At 41.2% G+C, this 20205-nt stretch carries 18 protein-coding genes and 1 other annotated feature; all 18 genes read left to right on the top strand.

Features of this window, described 5'->3' with window-relative positions; translation table 11 throughout:
* Window positions 1-4 precede the first annotated feature (4 nt).
* The 18 genes from aroA to rplL all read left to right on the top strand — a co-directional run bounded on the left by aroA (window position 5) and on the right by rplL (window position 20061).
* Window positions 5-1288 carry a 3-phosphoshikimate 1-carboxyvinyltransferase gene (aroA, locus tag HT720_RS08985; protein WP_173275818.1) on the top strand — a complete coding sequence of 428 codons (1284 nt, stop codon included), beginning with the start codon at window positions 5-7 and terminating at the stop codon, window positions 1286-1288.
* On the top strand, window positions 1281-1757 hold the full coding sequence (locus HT720_RS08980) for a shikimate kinase (RefSeq protein ID WP_173275815.1): 477 nt from the start codon (window positions 1281-1283) through the stop codon (window positions 1755-1757). Before aroA ends, HT720_RS08980 begins: the two co-directional genes overlap by 8 nt.
* Entirely contained in the window at window positions 1754-2602 is an 849-nt protein-coding gene (gene pheA / locus HT720_RS08975) for a prephenate dehydratase (protein ID WP_173275813.1), read from the top strand. The genes HT720_RS08980 and pheA overlap by 4 nt, the downstream gene beginning before the upstream one ends.
* The gene (psr, locus tag HT720_RS08970; protein ID WP_173275811.1) at window positions 2599-3873 is read left to right on the top strand and encodes a polyisoprenyl-teichoic acid--peptidoglycan teichoic acid transferase Psr; all 1275 of its coding nucleotides are present in this window, start codon (window positions 2599-2601) and stop codon (window positions 3871-3873) included. The genes pheA and psr overlap by 4 nt, the downstream gene beginning before the upstream one ends.
* A gap of 125 nt (window positions 3874-3998) precedes the next feature.
* Complete coding sequence (locus tag HT720_RS08965) at window positions 3999-4844, top strand: phosphorylcholine transferase LicD (protein WP_173275810.1); 846 nt, start codon at window positions 3999-4001, stop codon at window positions 4842-4844.
* Entirely contained in the window at window positions 4834-5937 is a 1104-nt protein-coding gene (locus HT720_RS08960; RefSeq protein WP_000225908.1) for a glycosyltransferase, read from the top strand. Before HT720_RS08965 ends, HT720_RS08960 begins: the two co-directional genes overlap by 11 nt.
* Before the next feature lies 1 nt (window position 5938).
* The gene (locus HT720_RS08955) at window positions 5939-6925 is read left to right on the top strand and encodes a glycosyltransferase family 2 protein (protein WP_173275807.1); all 987 of its coding nucleotides are present in this window, start codon (window positions 5939-5941) and stop codon (window positions 6923-6925) included.
* A gap of 15 nt (window positions 6926-6940) precedes the next feature.
* Entirely contained in the window at window positions 6941-8410 is a 1470-nt protein-coding gene (locus tag HT720_RS08950; RefSeq protein ID WP_173275804.1) for an O-antigen polysaccharide polymerase Wzy, read from the top strand.
* Window positions 8403-9437: a prephenate dehydratase gene (locus tag HT720_RS08945; protein ID WP_173275800.1), complete on the top strand. Its 1035-nt coding sequence runs from the start codon at window positions 8403-8405 to the stop codon at window positions 9435-9437. Before HT720_RS08950 ends, HT720_RS08945 begins: the two co-directional genes overlap by 8 nt.
* 199 nt (window positions 9438-9636) lie before the next feature.
* Window positions 9637-10374: an adaptor protein MecA gene (gene mecA, locus HT720_RS08940; protein WP_023943094.1), complete on the top strand. Its 738-nt coding sequence runs from the start codon at window positions 9637-9639 to the stop codon at window positions 10372-10374.
* A 150-nt stretch (window positions 10375-10524) separates the two neighbouring features.
* Window positions 10525-11811, top strand: coding sequence for a homoserine dehydrogenase (locus HT720_RS08935; protein ID WP_173275797.1), 1287 nt, complete (start codon window positions 10525-10527; stop codon window positions 11809-11811).
* Between the two features lies 1 nt (window position 11812).
* Complete coding sequence (gene thrB / locus HT720_RS08930; protein ID WP_112444062.1) at window positions 11813-12682, top strand: homoserine kinase; 870 nt, start codon at window positions 11813-11815, stop codon at window positions 12680-12682.
* Window positions 12683-12878: 196 nt separating this feature from the next.
* On the top strand, window positions 12879-13817 hold the full coding sequence (gene msrB, locus HT720_RS08925; protein ID WP_173275794.1) for a peptide-methionine (R)-S-oxide reductase MsrB: 939 nt from the start codon (window positions 12879-12881) through the stop codon (window positions 13815-13817).
* A gap of 60 nt (window positions 13818-13877) precedes the next feature.
* Window positions 13878-15602 carry an ABC transporter ATP-binding protein gene (locus HT720_RS08920; protein ID WP_173275791.1) on the top strand — a complete coding sequence of 575 codons (1725 nt, stop codon included), beginning with the start codon at window positions 13878-13880 and terminating at the stop codon, window positions 15600-15602.
* Between the two features lies 1 nt (window position 15603).
* Window positions 15604-17352, top strand: coding sequence for an ABC transporter ATP-binding protein (locus HT720_RS08915; RefSeq protein ID WP_173275788.1), 1749 nt, complete (start codon window positions 15604-15606; stop codon window positions 17350-17352).
* A gap of 256 nt (window positions 17353-17608) precedes the next feature.
* Complete coding sequence (locus HT720_RS08910; protein WP_173275785.1) at window positions 17609-18868, top strand: TRZ/ATZ family protein; 1260 nt, start codon at window positions 17609-17611, stop codon at window positions 18866-18868.
* 75 nt (window positions 18869-18943) lie between these two features.
* Window positions 18944-19079, top strand: a sequence feature (ribosomal protein L10 leader region).
* Between the two features lie 38 nt (window positions 19080-19117).
* Entirely contained in the window at window positions 19118-19618 is a 501-nt protein-coding gene (rplJ, locus tag HT720_RS08905; RefSeq protein ID WP_054380833.1) for a 50S ribosomal protein L10, read from the top strand.
* Between the two features lie 74 nt (window positions 19619-19692).
* Window positions 19693-20061 carry a 50S ribosomal protein L7/L12 gene (gene rplL, locus HT720_RS08900; RefSeq protein ID WP_001196965.1) on the top strand — a complete coding sequence of 123 codons (369 nt, stop codon included), beginning with the start codon at window positions 19693-19695 and terminating at the stop codon, window positions 20059-20061.
* The last annotated feature ends 144 nt before the right edge of the window (window positions 20062-20205 follow it).

Here is a 20205-nt window from a genome sequence, read left to right as displayed (position 1 = left end):
CAGTATGAAACTAAAAACAAACATTCGCCACTTACATGGCAGTATCCGAGTTCCAGGTGACAAGTCTATCAGCCACCGTTCCATTATCTTTGGAAGTTTGGCTGAGGGTGAGACCAAGGTTTATGATATTCTGCGAGGTGAAGACGTTCTTTCGACCATGCAGGTTTTTCGTGACCTTGGTGTAGAGATTGAGGATAAAGATGGGGTTATTACCATTCAAGGTGTCGGTATGGACGGCTTAAAAGCGCCACAAAATGCCCTTGATATGGGAAATTCTGGAACCTCGATTCGCCTGATTTCAGGTGTTCTTGCTGGTGCAGACTTTGAAGTAGAGATGTTCGGAGACGACAGTCTATCCAAACGTCCTATGGATCGTGTGACTATTCCACTGAAAAAAATGGGCGTCAGCATTTCAGGGCAAACTGAGCGAGACCTGCCTCCCCTTCATTTAAAAGGGACGAAAAACCTAAGACCTATTCAGTATGAATTGCCAATTGCCTCTGCTCAAGTCAAGTCAGCCTTGATTTTTGCAGCCTTGCAGGCCCAAGGGGAGTCTGTAATTATCGAAAAAGAGTGCACCCGTAATCATACTGAAGATATGCTGCAACAATTTGGTGGTCATTTAAGTGTGGATGGCAAGAAAATCACAGTCCAAGGACCGCAAAAATTGACAGGACAAAAGGTGGTTGTTCCAGGAGATATTTCCAGTGCAGCCTTTTGGTTAGTCGCAGGTTTGATTGTTCCAAATTCTCGTGTGGTGCTTAAGAATGTGGGCATCAACGAAACGCGTACAGGTATCATTGATGTCATTCGCGCCATGGGTGGAAAATTAGAAGTTACTGAAATTGACCCAGTCGCTAAATCTGCAACCTTGACTGTTGAGTCTTCTGACTTGAAAGGAATAGAAATTGGTGGCGCTTTGATTCCACGCTTGATTGATGAATTGCCCATTATTGCCCTACTTGCGACCCAAGCTCAAGGTGTAACAGTTATTAAGGATGCTGAGGAACTTAAGGTCAAGGAAACAGACCGCATTCAGGTTGTGGCAGACGCTTTAAATAGCATGGGTGCGGATATCACACCTACAGCAGATGGAATGATTATCAAAGGAAAATCAGCCCTTCACGGTGCTAGAGTCAATACGTTTGGAGACCATCGTATCGGCATGATGACGGCTATCGCGGCTCTCTTGGTTGCTGATGGAGTAGTGGAGCTTGATCGTGCAGAAGCCATCAATACCAGCTATCCTAGCTTCTTTGATGATTTGGAGAACTTGATTCATGGCTAAGGTATTACTAGGATTTATGGGATCTGGCAAATCGACTATTGCAAGAGGCTTGGACCCTAATTACCTTGATATGGATGCTCTGATTGAGAAGTGCCTAGGTATGTCCATTGCGAATTTTTTCGCTGAAAAGGGAGAAGCGGTCTTTCGTCAGGTAGAATCAGAAGTCCTAGCTGATTTACTACAAAGAGACCAAGTTGTGTCAACTGGTGGAGGAGTGGTCGTTTCTCAGCGAAATCGTGACTTACTAAAGACAAATTCTGATAATATCTACCTGAAAGCAGATTTTGAAACCCTCTACCAACGCATAGCAGCTGATAAGGACAATCAGCGCCCGCTTTTTCTAAATAATAGCAAGGAAGAACTTGCAGCTATTTTCCAAGAAAGACAGGTTTGGTATGAGGAAGTTGCCAGTCGGGTTTTGGATGTGACCAAGCTAAGCCCAGAGGAAATTATAGAGGAACTGAGATGAAAATTGCTTATCTAGGTCCCAAGGGATCATTTTCACACCACGTTGTGCAGACAGCTTTTCCTCATGAGGAATTGCAGGCCTTTGCCAACATTACAGATGTCATCAAGGCCTATGAGCAAGGCTTGGTGGACTATTCTGTGGTGCCAGTTGAAAATTCTATCGAAGGTAGTGTTCATGAAACCTTGGACTACCTTTTTCATCAGGCTCGCATCCAAGCAGTGGCAGAAATTGTTCAGCCTATTCATCAGCAGTTGATGGTGGTTCCAGGTCATAATAAGATTGAAAAGATTTTTTCACATCCACAGGCCTTGGCTCAAGGAAAGAAATTCATCGATGAACAATATCCAGAGGCCCAAATCGAGGTAACAGCTAGTACAGCTTATGCTGCCCGTTTTATTTCCGAACATCCAGACCATCCTTATGCAGCCATTGCGCCTAGAAGTTCTGCTGAAGAATATGGCTTGGAACTGATTGCTGAGGATATTCAGGAAATGGAAGCTAATTTCACACGTTTCTGGGTTCTGGGAGCTGAAGGTACAGCTATTCCTTTGCAGGTACAAACTGAAAAAATGAGTTTGGCCTTGACCTTACCTGACAATCTTCCCGGTGCCCTCTACAAGGCCCTTTCGACCTTTGCTTGGCGAGGAATTGACCTGACAAAAATTGAAAGTCGTCCACTCAAGACAGCACTGGGCGAATACTTTTTCATTATCGATGTAGACTATATTGATAAGGATCTGGTCCACTTTGCCCAAAAAGAATTAGAAGCCATCGGAATCCAGTATAAGGTTCTGGGTGCCTATCCTATTTATCCAATATCAGACCATGGAAAGGAGAGAATATGAGTAAAGAAAATCCTCTCAGTCATCATGAAAAATTACGTTATGATTATTTGCTAAAAAATATTCACTATCTCAATGAGAGAGAAAAAAACGAGTTTGCCTATTTGCAAGAAAAGCTAACTCTTGCTAGGGGAAATAGTAGTTCTAGCTTGGAACAAGAAAGAGAAGAGCAGGTTGACTTACCAAGCTATGCGAACCGGAGTCGCTCACAATCCAAATCACAAGCACTTTCTGCTCCTCCAAAAAAGAAAAGACGGAAGCTCCGTCTTAAACGCATTTTTATGGTGATTTTCTCTCTTCTAGTCTGTGTGGCTTTAGCCATGGTATTCATGTTTTTACGTGGTTACCAAGATGCTAGTGCAAAGAAAACTGCTGATGCCAAGGCAGCACAGGTTCAAGTCTTTAATGGTCAGGATACCAGAGATGGTGTTAATATTTTGATTATGGGTACAGATGGGCGAATCGGTCAAAATAGTGCTGAGACACGGACGGACTCTATTATGGTATTAAATGTTGGCGGCTCAGATAAGAAAATGAAGCTGGTCAGTTTCATGCGTGATAATTTGGTCTATATAGATGGTTATAGTCAAGTGATTAACGGTAGAAAACAGACGGATAACAAGTTAAACGTAGCCTACGAGTTAGGAGAACAAGAGGGGCAAAAAGGGGCAGAAATGGTTCGCCAAGTCTTGAAAGATAATTTTGACTTGGACATTAAGTACTATGCCTTGGTCGATTTTCAGGCCTTTGCAACAGCGATTGACACACTTTTCCCTGATGGGGTGACAATTGATGCTCAATTTTCAACATTGAATGGGCGTCCACTAACAGAAGCTACAGTCGGAGATGATTTACACGCTACTGAGACTGAGTCTCCAACCCAAACCATCAAAGTCGGAAAACAGCAGATGAATGGCTCGACCCTGCTCAATTATGCTCGTTTCCGTGATGACGATGAGGCGGATTACGGCCGTACAAAAAGACAGCAACAAGTTTTAACAGCAATTTTAGAGCAAATTAAAGATCCTACTAAACTTTTCACTGGTTCTGAAGCTCTTGGAAAGGTTTTTGCTATGACCTCAACCAATGCACCCTATACTTTCCTCCTAACAAACGGTTTATCTGTTTTGGATGGAGCAAAAAATGGTATTGAAAAGCTGACGATTCCAGAACTTGGTGACTGGGTAGATGCCTATGATGTTTATGGAGGCTTGGGTTTGCTGGTCGATCAAAACAAATATCAGAATAAATTGTCTCAGATGGGGTTGAGATAAGATAAGACAGAAAAATCAAAGCTTGAAGGCTATTTATCTAGCAGTCAGGCTTTGATTTTTTACAGTCTGCAATAGATTTTCACCCCCTATTTGTGGTATAATGAAACGATACGATAGAAAGAATAATGAACAATATGACTGATTTAAAAGCAATTCAGGCTCGTAGTCTGGAGATGGCTGAATATTTTGTGGCCTTTTGCAAGGAACATGATTTACTTTGTTATCTTTGTGGAGGAGGTGCTATTGGTGCCCTTAGAAACAAGGGTTTTATTCCTTGGGATGACGACCTAGACTTTTTTATGCCTCGTAAAGATTATGAGAAATTAGCAGAATTATGGCCTCGTTATGCAGATGAGCGTTATTTCTTGTCGAAGAGTCACAAGGATTTTGTAGACCGCAATCTTTTTATTACCATTCGTGACAAGGAAACCACCTGTATCAAGCCTTATCAGCAGGATTTGGATTTGCCACATGGTCTGGCCTTGGATGTTTTGCCTTTGGATTATTATCCGAAAAATCCAGCTGAGCGGAAAAAACAGGTTCGTTGGGCTTTGATTTATTCTCTTTTTTGTGCCCAAACTGTTCCGGAAAAGCATGGCGCACTTATGAAATGGGGAAGCCGTATTTTACTGGGTGTGACTCCAAAATCTCTCCGTTATCGCATTTGGAAAAAAGCTGAAAAAGAAATGACTAAGTATGATTTGGCTGAGAGCGACGGAATCACCGAATTATGCTCAGGTCCTGGCTATATGAGAAACAAGTACCCAATCGCATCTTTTGAAGACAATCTTTTTTTGCCATTTGAAGGGACAGAGATGCCTATTCCAGTTGGCTATGATGCTTATCTCAGCACTGCTTTTGGGGATTATATGACGCCTCCGCCAGCAGACAAGCAGCTACCGCATCATGATGCTGTCATCGCTGATATGAATAAGCCTTATACAGAATACAAGGGAGAATATGGTGGCTAAGAAAAAAATCTTATTTTTTATGTGGTCTTTTTCTCTCGGAGGCGGTGCAGAGAAGATTCTGTCTACCATTGTTTCAAATCTAGATCCAGAAAAGTATGATATTGATATTCTTGAAATGGAGCACTTTGACAAGGGATACGAATCTGTTCCCAAGCATGTACGAATGTTAAAATCCCTTCAGGATTATCGCCAAGCCAGATGGATTCGAGCTCTTTTGTGGAGAATGAGAATTTATTTTCCAAGATTGACACGTCGCTTACTGGTGAAAGATGACTATGATGTTGAAGTTTCCTTTACCATTATGAATCCTCCACTTTTGTTCTCTAAAAGAAAAGAAGTCAAGAAAATCTCTTGGATTCATGGAAGTATTGAAGAATTTCTTAAGGATAGCTCCAAAAGAAAATCACATAGACGACAGTTGGATGCTGCGGATACCATTGTAGGGATCTCAAAAAAGACCAGCCATTCTATCAAGGAAGTCTACCCAGATTATGCTTCAAAATTACAGACGGTCTACAATGGTTATGATTTTAAGACTATCCTAGAAAAATCTCAAGAGAAGATTGATATCGAGATTGCGCCTCAAAGTATCTGTACTATCGGACGGATTGAAGAAAATAAGGGTTCTGACCGTGTGGTGGAAGTGATACGGTTATTACACCAAGAGGGGAAAAATTATCACCTTTACTTTATAGGTGCTGGTGATATGGAAGAGGAACTGAAAAAACGGGTCAAAGAGTATGAGCTTGAGGACTACGTACATTTCCTTGGCTATCAAAAAAATCCTTATCAGTATTTATCTCAGACGAAAGTTCTCTTGTCTATGTCTAAGCAAGAAGGTTTTCCCGGAGTGTATGTGGAAGCCTTGAGTCTGGGACTTCCTTTTGTCTCTACAGATGTTGGAGGGGCTGAGGAATTATCCCAAGAAGGTCGATTTGGACAAATCATTGAGAGCAATCAAGAGGCAGCTCAGGCAATTACAAACTACATGACATCTGCCTCAAACTTCGATGTCGATGAGGCTAGCCAATTCATTCAACAATTTACAATTGCCAAACAAATCGAACAAGTAGAAAAACTATTAGAGGAGTAGCATGGAAACTGCATTAATTAGTGTCATTGTGCCAGTCTATAATGTGGCGCAGTACCTAGAAAAATCGATAGCTTCCATTCAGAAGCAGACCTATCAGAATCTGGAAATCATTCTTGTTGATGATGGAGCAACAGATGAGAGTGGTCGCTTGTGTGATTCAATCGCTGAACAAGATGACAGGGTGTCAGTACTTCATAAAAAGAATGAAGGATTGTCACAAGCACGAAATGATGGGATGAAGCAGGCTCACGGGGATTATCTGATTTTTATTGACTCAGATGATTATATCCATCCAGAAATGATTCAGAGCTTATATGAGCAATTAGTTCAAGAAGATGCGGATGTTTCGAGCTGTGGTGTCATGAATGTCTATGCTAATGATGAAAGCCCACAGTCAGCCAATCAGGATGACTATTTTGTCTGTGATTCTCAAAGATTTCTGAGGGAATACCTCATAGGTGAAAAAATACCTGGGACGATTTGCAATAAGCTAATCAAGAGAGAGATTGCAACTGCCCTATCCTTTCCTAAGGGATTGATTTACGAAGATGCCTATTATCATTTTGATTTAATCAAGTTGGCCAAGAAGTATGTAGTTAATACTAAACCCTATTATTACTATTTCCATAGAGGGGATAGTATTACGACTAAACCCTATGCAGAGAAGGATTTAGCCTATATTGATATCTACCAAAAGTTTTACAATGAAGTTGTGAAAAACTATTCTGACTTGAAAGAGGTTGCTTTTTTCAGATTGGCCTATGCCCACTTCTTTATTCTGGATAAGATGTTGCTAGATGATCAGTATAAACAGTTTGAAGCCTATGCTCAGATTCATCGTTTTTTAAAAAGCCATGCCTTTGCTATTGCTAGGAATCCAATTTTCCGTAAGGGGAGAAGAATTAGTGCTTTGGCTCTATTCATAAACATTTCCTTATACCGATTCTTATTACTGAAAAATATTGAAAAATCTAAAAAATTACATTAGAACGGGGGTGAGCAAGTGATTGATGGAAAACGATTATTATTTAGTTTGACCATAGTCAGTTATGCCTTGACGCTAGTAAGTGGAATTGTATATCTGTTTAATAATAACAATGTTAGCTTGCTTTCTACTTTATTGTTCTTACTGGTTAGTAGCTTAATTGCTTGTTGGAATGATATCAAGTATTACTTAATCCATTTTATTTTCTATTTAACCATTTTTGTTTTTCTGGTATCAAGGCCAACCATTGATTACTTTAGGGATGGAGCTTTGGATACCTATCATCCGATAGCTTATCGTTTTGCCTTTATAGTTGTCATGGTTTCGATTCTGGGCTTGACCACAGGAGGCGTCCTGGCTCGTTACTTCATAGCTAGGAAGAAAATAAAAGTAGCAAATATAGGAAGTTCTCTAAAAGAGGTTTATATCAAGCGGTTACGCTTTGTTTCGCTAGGAGTTTTTCTTCTCACCTATCCTTTCTATTTCATTCGGTTATTCGAACGGCTCCTGTATCGCTTGCAGACTTCCTACTATGCCTACTATGCAAATTTTGAAAGTAAACTGCCTTATTTTACCTACATTTTGTCTACCTTTACGGTCTATGCAATGTGTATGTATCTGGCAACCAAGCCAAAGAAATTGCAGGCCACAGCAGTGCTTGTCTCCTTTATTGCAGCTAATACTATTCATTTGGCAATTGGGACGCGAAATCCCTTTATTTTAAGTATTTTATTTGCTTTTGTTTATTACTTTATGCGAGAGCAAACTGAAAAAGGAAAATGGATTGGGTTTAAAGAAAAGTTAGCGATTTTTGTAGGTTCTCCTATTCTCATGTTAGCGATGGGAGTGCTCAATTATGTACGGGATAATGTCCAGCTTTCCCATACAGGTTTCTGGGATATCTTGCTTGACTTTATCTATAAACAAGGAACCAGTTTTGGCGTTCTGGCTCGAGGTTTTCTATTTAACAGTAGCCTACCTTACAGAGATTTCCGTAATTTTACTTTTGGTCCTGTTCTTGATTATTTTGCAAGGGGGAGTTTGGGGGCCATTTTCGGAGGAAAAGCCTTTGAGCATACAACCAATAGTGTGGAGCTAGCTATTGATAGTAATAGTTATGCCCACAATCTATCCTATCTTGTCTTGAACAAGGAATATTTGAAAGGACATGGTATCGGAAGTAGTTATATCATGGAGTTGTATACAGACTATGGTATGATAGGAGTCTTTCTACTTAGTCTCTTACTAGGTATGTTATTTATAGCCATGCTGCAAGTAGCCTATCGTTCAAAAACAATCCTATTTGCCTTGTCTTTACTCATCTTGAATAATCTATTCTTTATGCCTAGAAGTAGCTTTTCAGAAAGTTTCTTCAATTTATTTACAATGCAATTCTGGGGAATTGTTCTTGTGATTATATTTGTAGCAAAAATGCTTACAAAAGAGAACCAGTATCTACTAAACAAAGGAGAAAAAAATCATGTTTGAACATTATTCAGTAGCTGATCTGTTTGCAAATCTTTACAAAAAACGAAAAGCAAATATTTTAGCTCTCATCGCTTTATTTGCTCTCATTGCTGTACCATTTACAATTAAAGCAGTTAGGAATAAAAACACTGTCAAAGATACAACAAGTTATTCAACTTATCTTAGCTATAAAATCACTCCTCCAGAAGACTCAGCTAAAACAATTTTGAATCATCAAATTGGTGGTTATAGTGATTTTTATGGAAAATTGATTGATGGTAATTTGAATGGAGCTTATCTTTTCAATGATGTAGAACCCAGTGAGTTGAAAAAAATTGCCAGTGAATTAGATACGACAGAAACAACCTTGAAAAATTCAACGAATGACTATTGGTGGAAAAAATTGACCGTCTACTATATGATTGACGATGCAGGGGTTGGTGTGAAAATTTTGACACCAAGTAAAGATGTCAATGACTTGTTAGAGCGAAAAATTGATGGATTGATTGAGAAATTTAAACACACTTATGCAAATGTGAAAATTGAAAAATTGGAAACCATAAACTCTAAAGAATTGAATGCAAACGGTGAGACAGCGCTTGGATTAAATGTGAAAAACTTGATTCTCCGTTTAGCTGTTATTGGAGTAGTCTGTGTGATTTTGGTTGTGATGGGGAATGTATTGATTTATCTCTTTAATCCAACAATCAATAGAGCAGGTGATTTTTCTCAGTATCAAATTGATTTTGTAACAGAGATTACAACAATTGCTAACCTAGCAGATGTCTTGTCATACAAAAATGCTGGACAGGAATTGACCATCGTTAGCTCAAATAAAGCTATCCTAGATAAATTGAAACAGAGTCAAGAGGCTTTAAAAGGAATGCATTTTGTCGATTTACAGGATGTATCATCTCTTTTGGAAAGAGATACAGTCCTTCTTGTTGAAGAATATGGAGTAACTCGTTATAAGAAATTTGAGCAAAGTCTTCAAATTCTCAGAAACTTAAATCGTTCTATCCTCGGTGTAGCAACCTTTAAACTATAAGCTTTCTGATGTATTAGGTCTTCAAAGTTGGCTAAGAGCCTATTTTGAAGGCTTTTTCTATTTGCTAGCAGAAATTTCCCTTTAGAATCTTTTATAGAAAGACCCTATGGAAAATCTATCCCGACAGAGGAGCCTTCTTTTGATAAAATCGTAAAAATCTAGTATAATAGATAGAACTGAAAGTATGAGGTTACTAGCAATGAAAATGAAACAAATTAGTGATACTACTTTAAAAATCACGATGTCTTTAGAGGATTTGATGGATCGAGGAATGGAGATTGCTGACTTTCTCGTCCCTCAAGAAAAAACAGAAGAGTTCTTTTATGCTATCTTGGATGAGTTAGAGATGCCTGATAGCTTTCTAGATACAGGCATGTTGAGTTTTCGTGTGACTCCAAAACCTGATAAGGTAGATGTCTTTGTAACCAAGTCAAAGATTGACCAAAATCTAGATTTTGAAGACTTATCGGATTTACCAGATATGGAAGAATTGGCTCAAATGTCGCCAGATGAATTTATCAAAACCTTGGAAAAAAGCATCGCGGATAAAACTAAGGATGATATCGAAGCGATTCAATCTCTAGAGCAGGTTGAAGCCAAGGAAGAAGAGCAGGAACAGGCTGAACAAGAAGCTGAGAGCAAGAAAGAGCCCTATATCTACTACATCCTTTCTTTTGCTAAGTTGGCTGACTTGGTAGCTTTTGCCCAGACAGTGACTTTTGAGATGGAAACTTCTGAACTCTACAAGATGAATGAGCGCTATTATTTGACCATTTTAGTGGACATTGAAAATCATCCAAGTCCATATCCAGCATGGCTTTTGGCCCGTATGCGCGAGTTTGCGGATGATAGTGACATCAGTCGTTCAGTCTTGCAAGAGTATGGCCAAGTCTTGATGAATCACGATGCAGTACTTAATCTGCAAAAGATTGGATAATCATTTCTGGAAAGCTATTTTCAGATTTTAAGGAGAGCGAATCGTCTGATTCGTTTTTTCTTTTTATACTGAAATAGTGATTTACTATAATAGGAATTTTCACAAAATTCTGTTATAATGGCTATATTAGAAAATTTCGAGGAGACAAACATGACAGTTAAAATTGCTTTACTAGGATTTGGTACCGTTGCAAGTGGTGTGCCTTTCCTCCTAAAAGAAAATGGAGAAAAAATCAATCAATCAGCACATTCAGAGATTGAAGTTGCCAAGGTATTGGTCAAGGATGAAGATGAAAAGAATCGCTTGCTTGCAGCAGGGAATGACTTTAACTTTGTAACCAATGTGGATGATATTTTATCAGACCAAGACATTACCATCGTAGTGGAATTGATGGGGCGTATCGAACCTGCTAAGACCTTTATCACTCGTGCTTTGGAAGCTGGAAAACACGTTGTTACTGCAAACAAGGACCTTTTGGCTGTCCATGGTGCAGAATTGTTAGAAATCGCTAAAGCTAACAAGGTAGCACTTTACTACGAAGCAGCGGTAGCTGGTGGTATTCCAATTCTTCGTACCTTGGCAAATTCCTTGGCTTCTGATAAAATCACGCGCGTGCTTGGAGTAGTCAACGGAACTTCCAACTTCATGATGACCAAGATGGTGGAAGAAGGCTGGTCTTACGACGATGCTCTTGCGGAAGCGCAAAGACTTGGTTTTGCAGAAAGCGACCCGACAAATGACGTGGATGGGATTGATGCAGCCTACAAGATGGTGATTTTGAGCCAATTTGCCTTTGGCATGAAGGTTGCATTTGACGATGTAGCCCACAAGGGAATCCGTAACATCACACCAGAAGATGTAGCTGTGGCTCAAGACCTTGGCTATGTAGTGAAATTGGTTGGATCTATCGAGGAAACTCCTTCAGGTATTGCTGCAGAAGTAACGCCGACCTTCCTACCTAAAGCGCACCCACTTGCTAGTGTGAATGGGGTAATGAACGCTGTCTTTGTAGAATCTATCGGTATCGGTGAGTCTATGTACTATGGACCAGGTGCGGGTCAAAAACCAACTGCTACGAGTGTTGTAGCAGATATTGTCCGTATCGTTCGTCGCTTGAATGATGCTACCATTGGCAAAGACTTCAACGAATATAGCCGTGACTTGGTCTTAGCAAATCCTGAAGATGTCAAAGCTAATTACTACTTCTCAATCTTGGCTCCAGACTCAAAAGGTCAGGTCTTGAAATTGGCTGAAATCTTTAATGCCCAAGATATTTCCTTCAAGCAAATTCTCCAAGATGGAAAAGATGGTGACAAGGCGCGTGTTGTTATCATCACACACAAGATTAATAAAGCCCAGCTTGAAAATGTTTCAGTTGAATTGAAGAAGGTTTCAGAATTCGACCTCTTGAATAGCTTCAAGGTGCTAGGAGAATAAGATGAAGATTATTGTACCTGCAACCAGTGCCAATATCGGGCCGGGTTTTGACTCGGTCGGTGTAGCTGTAACCAAGTATCTTCAAATTGAGGTCTGCGAAGAACGAGATGAGTGGCTGATTGAACACCAGATTGGCAAATGGATTCCTCATGACGAGCGTAATCTCTTGCTCAAAATTGCTTTGCAAATTGTACCAGACTTGCAACCAAGACGCTTGAAAATGACCAGTGATGTTCCCTTGGCGCGTGGTTTGGGTTCTTCCAGTTCTGTTATTGTTGCTGGGATTGAACTAGCCAACCAACTGGGAAATCTCAACTTATCTGACCATGAAAAATTACAGTTGGCGACTAAGATTGAAGGACACCCTGACAATGTAGCTCCGGCCATTTATGGTAATCTCGTTATTGCAAGCTCTGTTGATGGACAAGTTTCTGCTATCGTAGCAGACTTCCCAGAATGTGATTTCCTAGCCTACATTCCAAACTATGAATTGCGTACTCGAGACAGCCGTGGCGTCTTACCTAAGAAATTGTCTTACAAGGAAGCTGTTGCAGCTAGTTCTATCGCCAATGTGGCGGTTGCAGCCTTGTTGGCAGGAGACATGGTGACCGCTGGGCAAGCAATCGAGGGAGACCTCTTCCACGAGCGCTATCGTCAGGACTTGGTGAGAGAATTTGCGACGATTAAGCAAGTGGCCAAAGAAAATGGTGCCTATGCAACCTACCTCTCTGGTGCTGGGCCGACAGTTATGGTCTTGGCTTCTCATGATAAAATGCCAAAGATTAAGGCAGAATTGGAAAGGCAACCCTTCAAAGGAAAACTTCATGACTTGAAGGTTGATACCCAAGGTGTCCGTGTCGAAGCAAAATAAAGAATAGAAGATAGGATGGGGAAACTCTCGATAAGAGGGCTTCCTATCCTTTTTTTGAAAAGAAGTTTATACTCAATGAAAATNNACGAAGTCAGCTCAAAACAGTGTTTTGAAGTTGTAGATGAAGCGACGCTGACGTGGTTTGAAGAGATTTTCGAAGAGTATTAGTTAAAAACTTGATAAAGGAGAAATAAAGATGACAGAAATTTATCTAGCAGGCGGTTGTTTTTGGGGCTTAGAGGAGTATTTTTCACGTATTTCTGGAGTGCTAGCAACCAGTGTCGGCTACGCTAATGGGCAAGTCGAAACGACAAATTACCAGCTACTCAAGGAAACAGACCATGCAGAAACAGTTCAAGTGATTTATGATGAGAAGACAGTGTCACTTAGAGAGATTTTACTTTATTATTTCCGTGTCATCGACCCTTTATCCATCAATCAACAAGGGAATGACCGTGGACGTCAGTATCGGACCGGAATTTATTACCAGGACGAAGCAGACTTGCCAGCTATCTACACAGTGGTGCAGGAGCAGGAGCGCATGCTGGGTCGAAAGATTGCAGTGGAAGTGGAGAAACTACGTCATTACATTCTGGCTGAAAACTACCATCAAGACTATCTTAAGAAAAATCCTTCAGGTTACTGTCATATCGATGTGACCGATGCTGAGAAGCCATTGATTGATGCCTCTAACTATGAAAAGCCTAGTCAAGAAGTGTTAAAGAAAAGCTTAACCGAAGAGTCCTATCGTGTTACCCAAGAAGCTGCCACAGAGGCTCCATTTACCAATGCCTATGACCAAACCTTTGAAGAGGGAATTTATGTAGACATCACGACAGGTGAGCCACTCTTTTTTGCCAAGGATAAGTTTGCCTCAGGTTGTGGTTGGCCAAGTTTTAGCCGTCCGATTTCCAAGGAATTGATTCATTATTACAAGGATCTCAGTCATGGAATGGAGCGAATCGAGGTTCGTTCTCGGTCAGGCAATGCTCACCTAGGTCATGTTTTCACAGATGGACCTCGGGAGTTAGGCGGCCTCCGTTACTGTATCAATTCTGCTTCTTTACGCTTTGTGGCCAAGGATGAGATGGAAAAAGCAGGATATGGATATCTATTGCCTTACTTAAACAAATAAAACAGAGAGGGTGGGTGCTTCCCACTTTCTTCATTTTCAGAATAAGAATAGAAGGGATTTATGAAACACTTACTATCTTACTTTAAACCCTACATCAAGGAATCCATTTTATCCCCCTTGTTCAAGCTATTAGAAGCTGTGTTTGAGCTTCTTGTTCCCATGGTGATTGCAGGGATTGTTGACCAATCCTTGCCCCAGAGAGATCAAGGACACCTCTGGATGCAGATTGGCCTGCTCCTTATCTTTGCAGGGATTGGCGTTGTAGTGGCCTTAATAGCCCAGTTTTACTCAGCCAAGGCTGCGGTTGGTTTTGCCAAAGAACTGACAAACGACCTTTATCGTCATATTCTTTCCTTGCCCAAGGATAGCAGAGACCGTCTGACCACTTCTAGTTTGGTGACTCGCTTGACTTCGGACACCTATCAGATTCAGACTGGTATCAATCAATTCCTGCGCCTCTTTTTGCGAGCACCTATTATCGTTTTTGGAGCCATTTTTATGGCTTATCGCATCTCGGCTGAGCTGACTTTCTGGTTCTTGGTCATGGTTATCATTTTGACCGTCGTCATTGTAGGTCTTTCTAGGTTGGTCAATCCTCTCTACAGTAGTCTCAGAAAGAAAACGGACCAACTGGTTCAGGAAACACGTCAGCAATTACAAGGGATGCGGGTTATTCGTGCTTTTGGCCAAGAAAAACGAGAGTTACAGATTTTTCAAACTCTTAACCAAGTCTATGCTAGATTACAAGAAAAGACAGGTTTCTGGTCTAGTTTATTAACACCTCTGACCTATCTGATTGTTAATGGAACCCTCCTTATTATTATCTGGCAAGGATATGTTTCTATTCAAGGAGGATTGCTCAGTCAAGGTGCTCTGATCGCCCTTATCAACTACCTCTTGCAGATTTTGGTGGAATTGGTCAAGCTCGCCATGCTGATAAATTCCCTCAACCAATCCTATATCTCAGCCAAGCGAATCGAGGAAGTCTTTGCCGAAGCTCCAGAAGACATCCATTCAGAATTAGAACAAAAGCAAGCTACCAGTGATCAGGTTTTACAAGTCCAAGAACTGACCTTTACCTATCCTGATGCGGCCCAGCCTTCTCTGAGAGACATTTCCTTTGATATGAAGCAAGGGCAAATCCTTGGTATCATTGGGGGAACAGGTTCTGGTAAATCAAGCTTGGTGCAAGTCTTACTTGGACTTTACCCAGCAGACAAGGGGAGCATTGACCTTTATCGAAATGGACGTAGTCCTCTTAATTTGGAGCAGTGGCGGTCTTGGATTGCCTATGTGCCTCAAAAAGTCGAACTCTTTAAGGGAAGCATTCGTTCCAACTTGACTCTAGGTTTCAATCACGAAGTAACGGACCAAGAACTTTGGCAGGCCTTGGAAATTGCGCAAGCAAAGGATTTTGTTAGTGATAAGGAAGAACTCTTGGATGCTCTAGTTGAGGCAGGAGGGCGAAATTTCTCGGGCGGTCAAAAACAAAGGCTGTCTATCGCACGAGCAGTCTTGCGCCAGGCTCCGTTTCTCATCTTAGATGATGCGACTTCGGCCCTCGACACCATTACCGAGTCTAGGCTCTTGAAAGCTATCCGAGAAAATTTGCTAAATACGAGCTTAATCTTGATTTCTCAACGGACTTCGACACTCCAGATGGCTGACCGGATTCTCCTCTTGGAAAAAGGTGAGTTCCTAGCTATCGGCAAGCACGAGGATTTGATGAAGACCAGTCAAGTCTATCGTGAAATCAATGCATCCCAACATGGAAAGGAGGACTAGCATGAGACGACAAACCGCAAACCAGACGCTCAAGCGTTTAGCCGTAGATTTAGCAAGCCATCCCTTCCTCCTTTTCCTAGCCTTTCTAGGAACTATTGCCCAAGTTGGCTTATCGATTTACCTACCTATCTTGATTGGGCAGGTCATCGACCAAGTCCTAGTTGCTGGTTCTTCACCAGTTTTTTGGCAAATTTTTCTCCAGATGCTCTTTGTAGTCATAGGAAATACTCTGGTACAATGGGTAAATCCCCTTCTTTATAATCGCTTAATCTTCTCTTATACCAGAGACTTGAGAGGGCGAATCATTCATAAGCTCCATCGTTTGCCGATTGCTTTTGTGGATTGGCAAGGCAGTGGAGAGATGGTCAGTCGTGTGACCACGGACATAGAACAGTTGGCAGCCGGCTTGACCATGATTTTTAACCAATTTTTCATTGGTGTCTTGATGATTTTGGTTAGTATTCTAGCCATGCTTCAAATTCATCTCCTCATGACTCTCTTGGTCTTGCTGTTGACACCACTGTCCATGGTAATTTCACGCTTCATTGCCAAACGCTCCTATCATCTCTTCCAGAAACAAACAGAGACGAGGGGGATTCAGACTCAGTTGATTGAAGAATCTCTTAGCCAGCAGACCATTATTCAATCTTTTAATGCTCAGGCAGAGTTTATCAAAAGACTGCGTGAGGCGAATGACAACTACGCAGGCTATTCTCAGTCAGCCATCTTTTATTCTTCAACGGTTAATCCTTCGACCCGCTTTGTCAACGCGCTCATTTACGCTCTTCTTGCTGGAGTAGGAGCTTATCGTATCATGATGGGATCCACCTTGACCATCGGTCGTTTAGTGACTTTTTTGAACTATGTTCAGCAGTATACCAAGCCCTTTAACGATATTTCTTCAGTTCTAGCTGAATTGCAAAGTGCTCTAGCTTGCGCAGAGCGTGTCTATGCTGTCTTAGAAAGTCCTGAGGTGGCTGAAACAGGCAAGGAAGTCTTGATCAGTGACCGGGTTAAGGGAGCTATTTCCTTTAAGCATGTTTCTTTTGGCTACGATCCAGAAAAAATCTTGATTAAGGATTTGTCTATCGATATTCCGGCTGGTAGCAAGGTGGCCATCGTTGGTCCGACAGGTGCTGGGAAATCAACTCTTATCAATCTCCTCATGCGTTTTTACCCTATTAACTCTGGAGACATCTTGCTGGATGGGCAATCCATTTATGATTATACCCGAGCATCATTGAGACAGCAGTTTGGGATGGTGCTCCAAGAAACTTGGCTCAAGCAAGGAACCATTCATGATAATATTGCTTTTGGAAATCCTGATGCCAGTCGGGAGCAAGTGATTGCTGCTGCCAAAGCAGCCAATGCAGACTTTTTCATCCAACAGTTACCTCAAGGCTATGATACCAAGTTGGAAAATGCTGGAGAATCTCTCTCTGTCGGTCAGGCTCAGCTCTTGACCATAGCCCGAGTCTTTCTGGCTATTCCTAAGATTCTTATCTTAGATGAGGCGACTTCATCCATCGATACGCGGACAGAAGTGCTGGTACAGGATGCCTTTGCTAAACTCATGAAGGGGCACACAAGCTTTATCATTGCCCACCGCTTGTCAACCATTCAGGATGCGGATTTGATTCTTGTCTTGGTGGATGGCGACATTGTTGAGTATGGGAGCCATCAGGACCTTATGGCTCGAAAGGGCAAGTATTACCAAATGCAGCAAGCAGCAGCTTTTAGCTCTGAATAAGCCATTCTCTTTTGAACTCTTATAGATAAAAAAGTTGCCTTCGGGTGACTTTTTTGTTACAATAGCTAGAAAAATTGTTCACTATAATACTCAATGAAAATCAAAGAGCAAACTAGGAAGTTAGCCGCAGGTTGCTCAAAGCACTGCTTTGAGGTTGTGGATAGAACTGACGAAGTCAGTAACATATACCTACGGCAAGGAGAGGCTGACGTGGTTTGAAGAGAGTATAAATTGTCTTTTAGAAAAGGAGCCTAGAATGAAAGTCCATCAGCATGTAAATATCGTGACTTGTGATCAAGATTTCCATGTTTATCTGAATGGAATCTTAGCAGTTAAGGATTTTCAAGTCGTCTATGTCGGTCAAGAGAAACCAGAGATTTTAAATCAAGCTGAGCAGATTATAGACTATCAGGGAGCTTGGATTATGCCTGGATTGGTCAATTGCCATACCCATTCTGCTATGACAGGCTTGAGAGGAATTCGGGATGATAGCAATCTCCATGAATGGCTCAATGACTATATCTGGCCAGCAGAAGCTGAGTTTACTCCCGACATGATTACTAAGGCGGTCAAAGAAGCTCTGACAGAGATGCTCCAGTCAGGAACAACAACCTTTAATGATATGTATAATCCCAATGGTGTGGAGATTGAGCGGATTTATCAGGCAGTGAAAGATTCCAAGATGCGTTGTTATTTCTCACCGACCCTTTTTTCTTCTGAGGCAGAGACAACTGATGAGACCATAAGCAGAACACGAGCCATCATCGAGGAAATCTTAGGATATAAAAATCCAAATTTCAAGGTTATGGTAGCCCCACATTCTCCCTACAGCTGTAGTAAAGATTTGCTGGAAGAGAGCTTGGAAATGGCAAAAGAGCTGGATATCCCCATCCATATCCATGTTGCGGAGACCAAGGAGGAGTCAGGAATTATCCTGAAACGATACGGCAAACGCCCCCTCGCATTTCTAGAAGAATTGGGTTACTTAGATCATCCGTCTGTCTTTGCTCACGGGGTCGAATTAAACGAGAGAGAAATTGAACGCTTAGCAACTTCTCAAGTGTCTATTGCCCACAATCCTATCAGTAACCTCAAATTGGCCTCAGGGATTGCTCCAATTATCCAGCTCCAAAAATCAGGAGTAGCAGTAGGAATTGCGACAGATTCGGTTGCCTCCAATAACAATCTAGATATGTTTGAGGAAGGACGGACAGCAGCCCTTCTTCAGAAGATGAAAAGTGGAGATGCCAGCCAATTTCCTATCGAAATAGCCCTCAAGGCTCTGACAATCGAAGGGGCTAAGGTCCTAGGAATGGAACATCAGATAGGAAGTCTGGAAGTAGGTAAACAGGCAGATTTTCTGGTCATTCAACCACAAGGCAAAATTCATCTCCAACCTCAAGAAAATATGCTCTCTCACCTGGTTTATGCTGTCAAGTCCAGTGATGTTGATGATGTTTATATCGCAGGAGAACAGGTTGTTAAGCAAGGTCAAGTTCTGACAGTAGAACTTTAAAAGAAAAATCACGAAAAAATTTAAAAAAAGTTTGCAAAAATCTTGCATTCTTTTTTTAACTATGCTATACTTATATACGGTTTGAAAAAACTGCCTAAGACAGTAGGGGAGCTCGACTCATAAATATCCTACCGAGGACAAAACGTATCATGTAAAAAGAAGCGTATTGTACTTTCGTGTCTAGGTTTGGGCGCGTTTTTCTTTTTGAAAAATTCCCCAAGCAAAATAATTACGGAGGTGAACACACTAATGAGTGAAGCAATTATTGCTAAAAAAGCGGAACTAGTTGACGTAGTAGCTGAGAAAATGAAAGCTGCTGCATCTATCGTCGTTGTTGATGCTCGTGGTTTGACAGTTGAGCAAGATACAGTTCTTCGTCGTGAGCTTCGTGGAAGCGAAGTTGAGTATAAAGTCATTAAAAACTCAATCTTGCGTCGTGCAGCTGAAAAAGCTGGTCTTGAAGAACTTGCATCTGTATTTGTTGGACCATCTGCAGTAGCATTTTCTAACGAAGATGTTATCGCACCAGCGAAAATCTTGAACGACTTTTCTAAAAACGCTGAAGCACTTGAAATCAAAGGTGGTGCAATCGAAGGCGCTGTCGCATCTAAAGAAGAGATTCTTGCTCTTGCAACTCTTCCAAACCGCGAAGGACTTCTTTCTATGCTCCTTTCTGTACTTCAAGCGCCAGTGCGCAACGTTGCTCTTGCAGTCAAAGCGGTTGCAGAAAGCAAAGAAGACGCAGCTTAATCTTAAGCTACGCAGCGTAGCCTAGCTACGAAAAATCTATTATAAATTTAAAAACATATTTGGAGGAAATAACAATGGCATTGAACATTGAAAACATTATTGCTGAAATTAAAGAAGCTTCAATCCTTGAATTGAACGACCTTGTAAAAGCTATCGAAGAAGAATTTGGTGTAACTGCAGCTGCTCCTGTAGCTGTTGCTGCAGCTGGTGCTGCTGACGCTGGTGCTGCTAAAGATTCATTCGACGTTGAATTGACATCTGCAGGCGACAAAAAAGTTGGCGTTATCAAAGTTGTACGTGAAATCACTGGTCTTGGTCTTAAAGAAGCTAAAGAACTTGTTGACGGTGCACCAGCACTTGTTAAAGAAGGCGTTGCAACTGCAGAAGCTGAAGAAATCAAAGCTAAATTGGAAGAAGCTGGAGCTTCAGTTACTCTTAAATAATAGAGCGACTACATTAGTAGCTTAAAAACATGATTAAACCGCTATTCTTAGGAGTAGCGGTTTTTCTTTTTGTTCAAGAAGGGGCAAAAAAGGGGGCGAGTAAGTAATACTCAATGAAAATCAAAGTGCAAACTAGGAAACTAG

This window comes from Streptococcus sp. 68 (genome assembly GCF_013277415.1).
In the GTDB taxonomy this organism is placed as follows: domain Bacteria; phylum Bacillota; class Bacilli; order Lactobacillales; family Streptococcaceae; genus Streptococcus.
This window is presented reverse-complemented; position numbering and strand designations above follow the sequence as displayed.

Bases quoted from the DNA above. Each gene is read 5' to 3' on its own strand.
- pheA (WP_173275813.1), top strand. From the start codon at position 1,754: ATGAAAATTGCTTATCTAGGTCCCAAGGGATCATTTTCACACCACGTT.
- HT720_RS08960 (WP_000225908.1), top strand. From the start codon at position 4,834: ATGGTGGCTAAGAAAAAAATCTTATTTTTTATGTGGTCTTTTTCTCTC.
- rplJ (WP_054380833.1), top strand. From the start codon at position 19,118: ATGAGTGAAGCAATTATTGCTAAAAAAGCGGAACTAGTTGACGTAGTA.
- HT720_RS08965 (WP_173275810.1), top strand. From the start codon at position 3,999: ATGAACAATATGACTGATTTAAAAGCAATTCAGGCTCGTAGTCTGGAG.
- msrB (WP_173275794.1), top strand. From the start codon at position 12,879: ATGACAGAAATTTATCTAGCAGGCGGTTGTTTTTGGGGCTTAGAGGAG.
- thrB (WP_112444062.1), top strand. From the start codon at position 11,813: ATGAAGATTATTGTACCTGCAACCAGTGCCAATATCGGGCCGGGTTTT.
- HT720_RS08915 (WP_173275788.1), top strand. From the start codon at position 15,604: ATGAGACGACAAACCGCAAACCAGACGCTCAAGCGTTTAGCCGTAGAT.
- HT720_RS08980 (WP_173275815.1), top strand. From the start codon at position 1,281: ATGGCTAAGGTATTACTAGGATTTATGGGATCTGGCAAATCGACTATT.
- HT720_RS08935 (WP_173275797.1), top strand. From the start codon at position 10,525: ATGACAGTTAAAATTGCTTTACTAGGATTTGGTACCGTTGCAAGTGGT.
- HT720_RS08945 (WP_173275800.1), top strand. From the start codon at position 8,403: ATGTTTGAACATTATTCAGTAGCTGATCTGTTTGCAAATCTTTACAAA.
- HT720_RS08910 (WP_173275785.1), top strand. From the start codon at position 17,609: ATGAAAGTCCATCAGCATGTAAATATCGTGACTTGTGATCAAGATTTC.
- rplL (WP_001196965.1), top strand. From the start codon at position 19,693: ATGGCATTGAACATTGAAAACATTATTGCTGAAATTAAAGAAGCTTCA.
- HT720_RS08955 (WP_173275807.1), top strand. From the start codon at position 5,939: ATGGAAACTGCATTAATTAGTGTCATTGTGCCAGTCTATAATGTGGCG.
- mecA (WP_023943094.1), top strand. From the start codon at position 9,637: ATGAAAATGAAACAAATTAGTGATACTACTTTAAAAATCACGATGTCT.
- aroA (WP_173275818.1), top strand. From the start codon at position 5: ATGAAACTAAAAACAAACATTCGCCACTTACATGGCAGTATCCGAGTT.
- HT720_RS08920 (WP_173275791.1), top strand. From the start codon at position 13,878: ATGAAACACTTACTATCTTACTTTAAACCCTACATCAAGGAATCCATT.
- psr (WP_173275811.1), top strand. From the start codon at position 2,599: ATGAGTAAAGAAAATCCTCTCAGTCATCATGAAAAATTACGTTATGAT.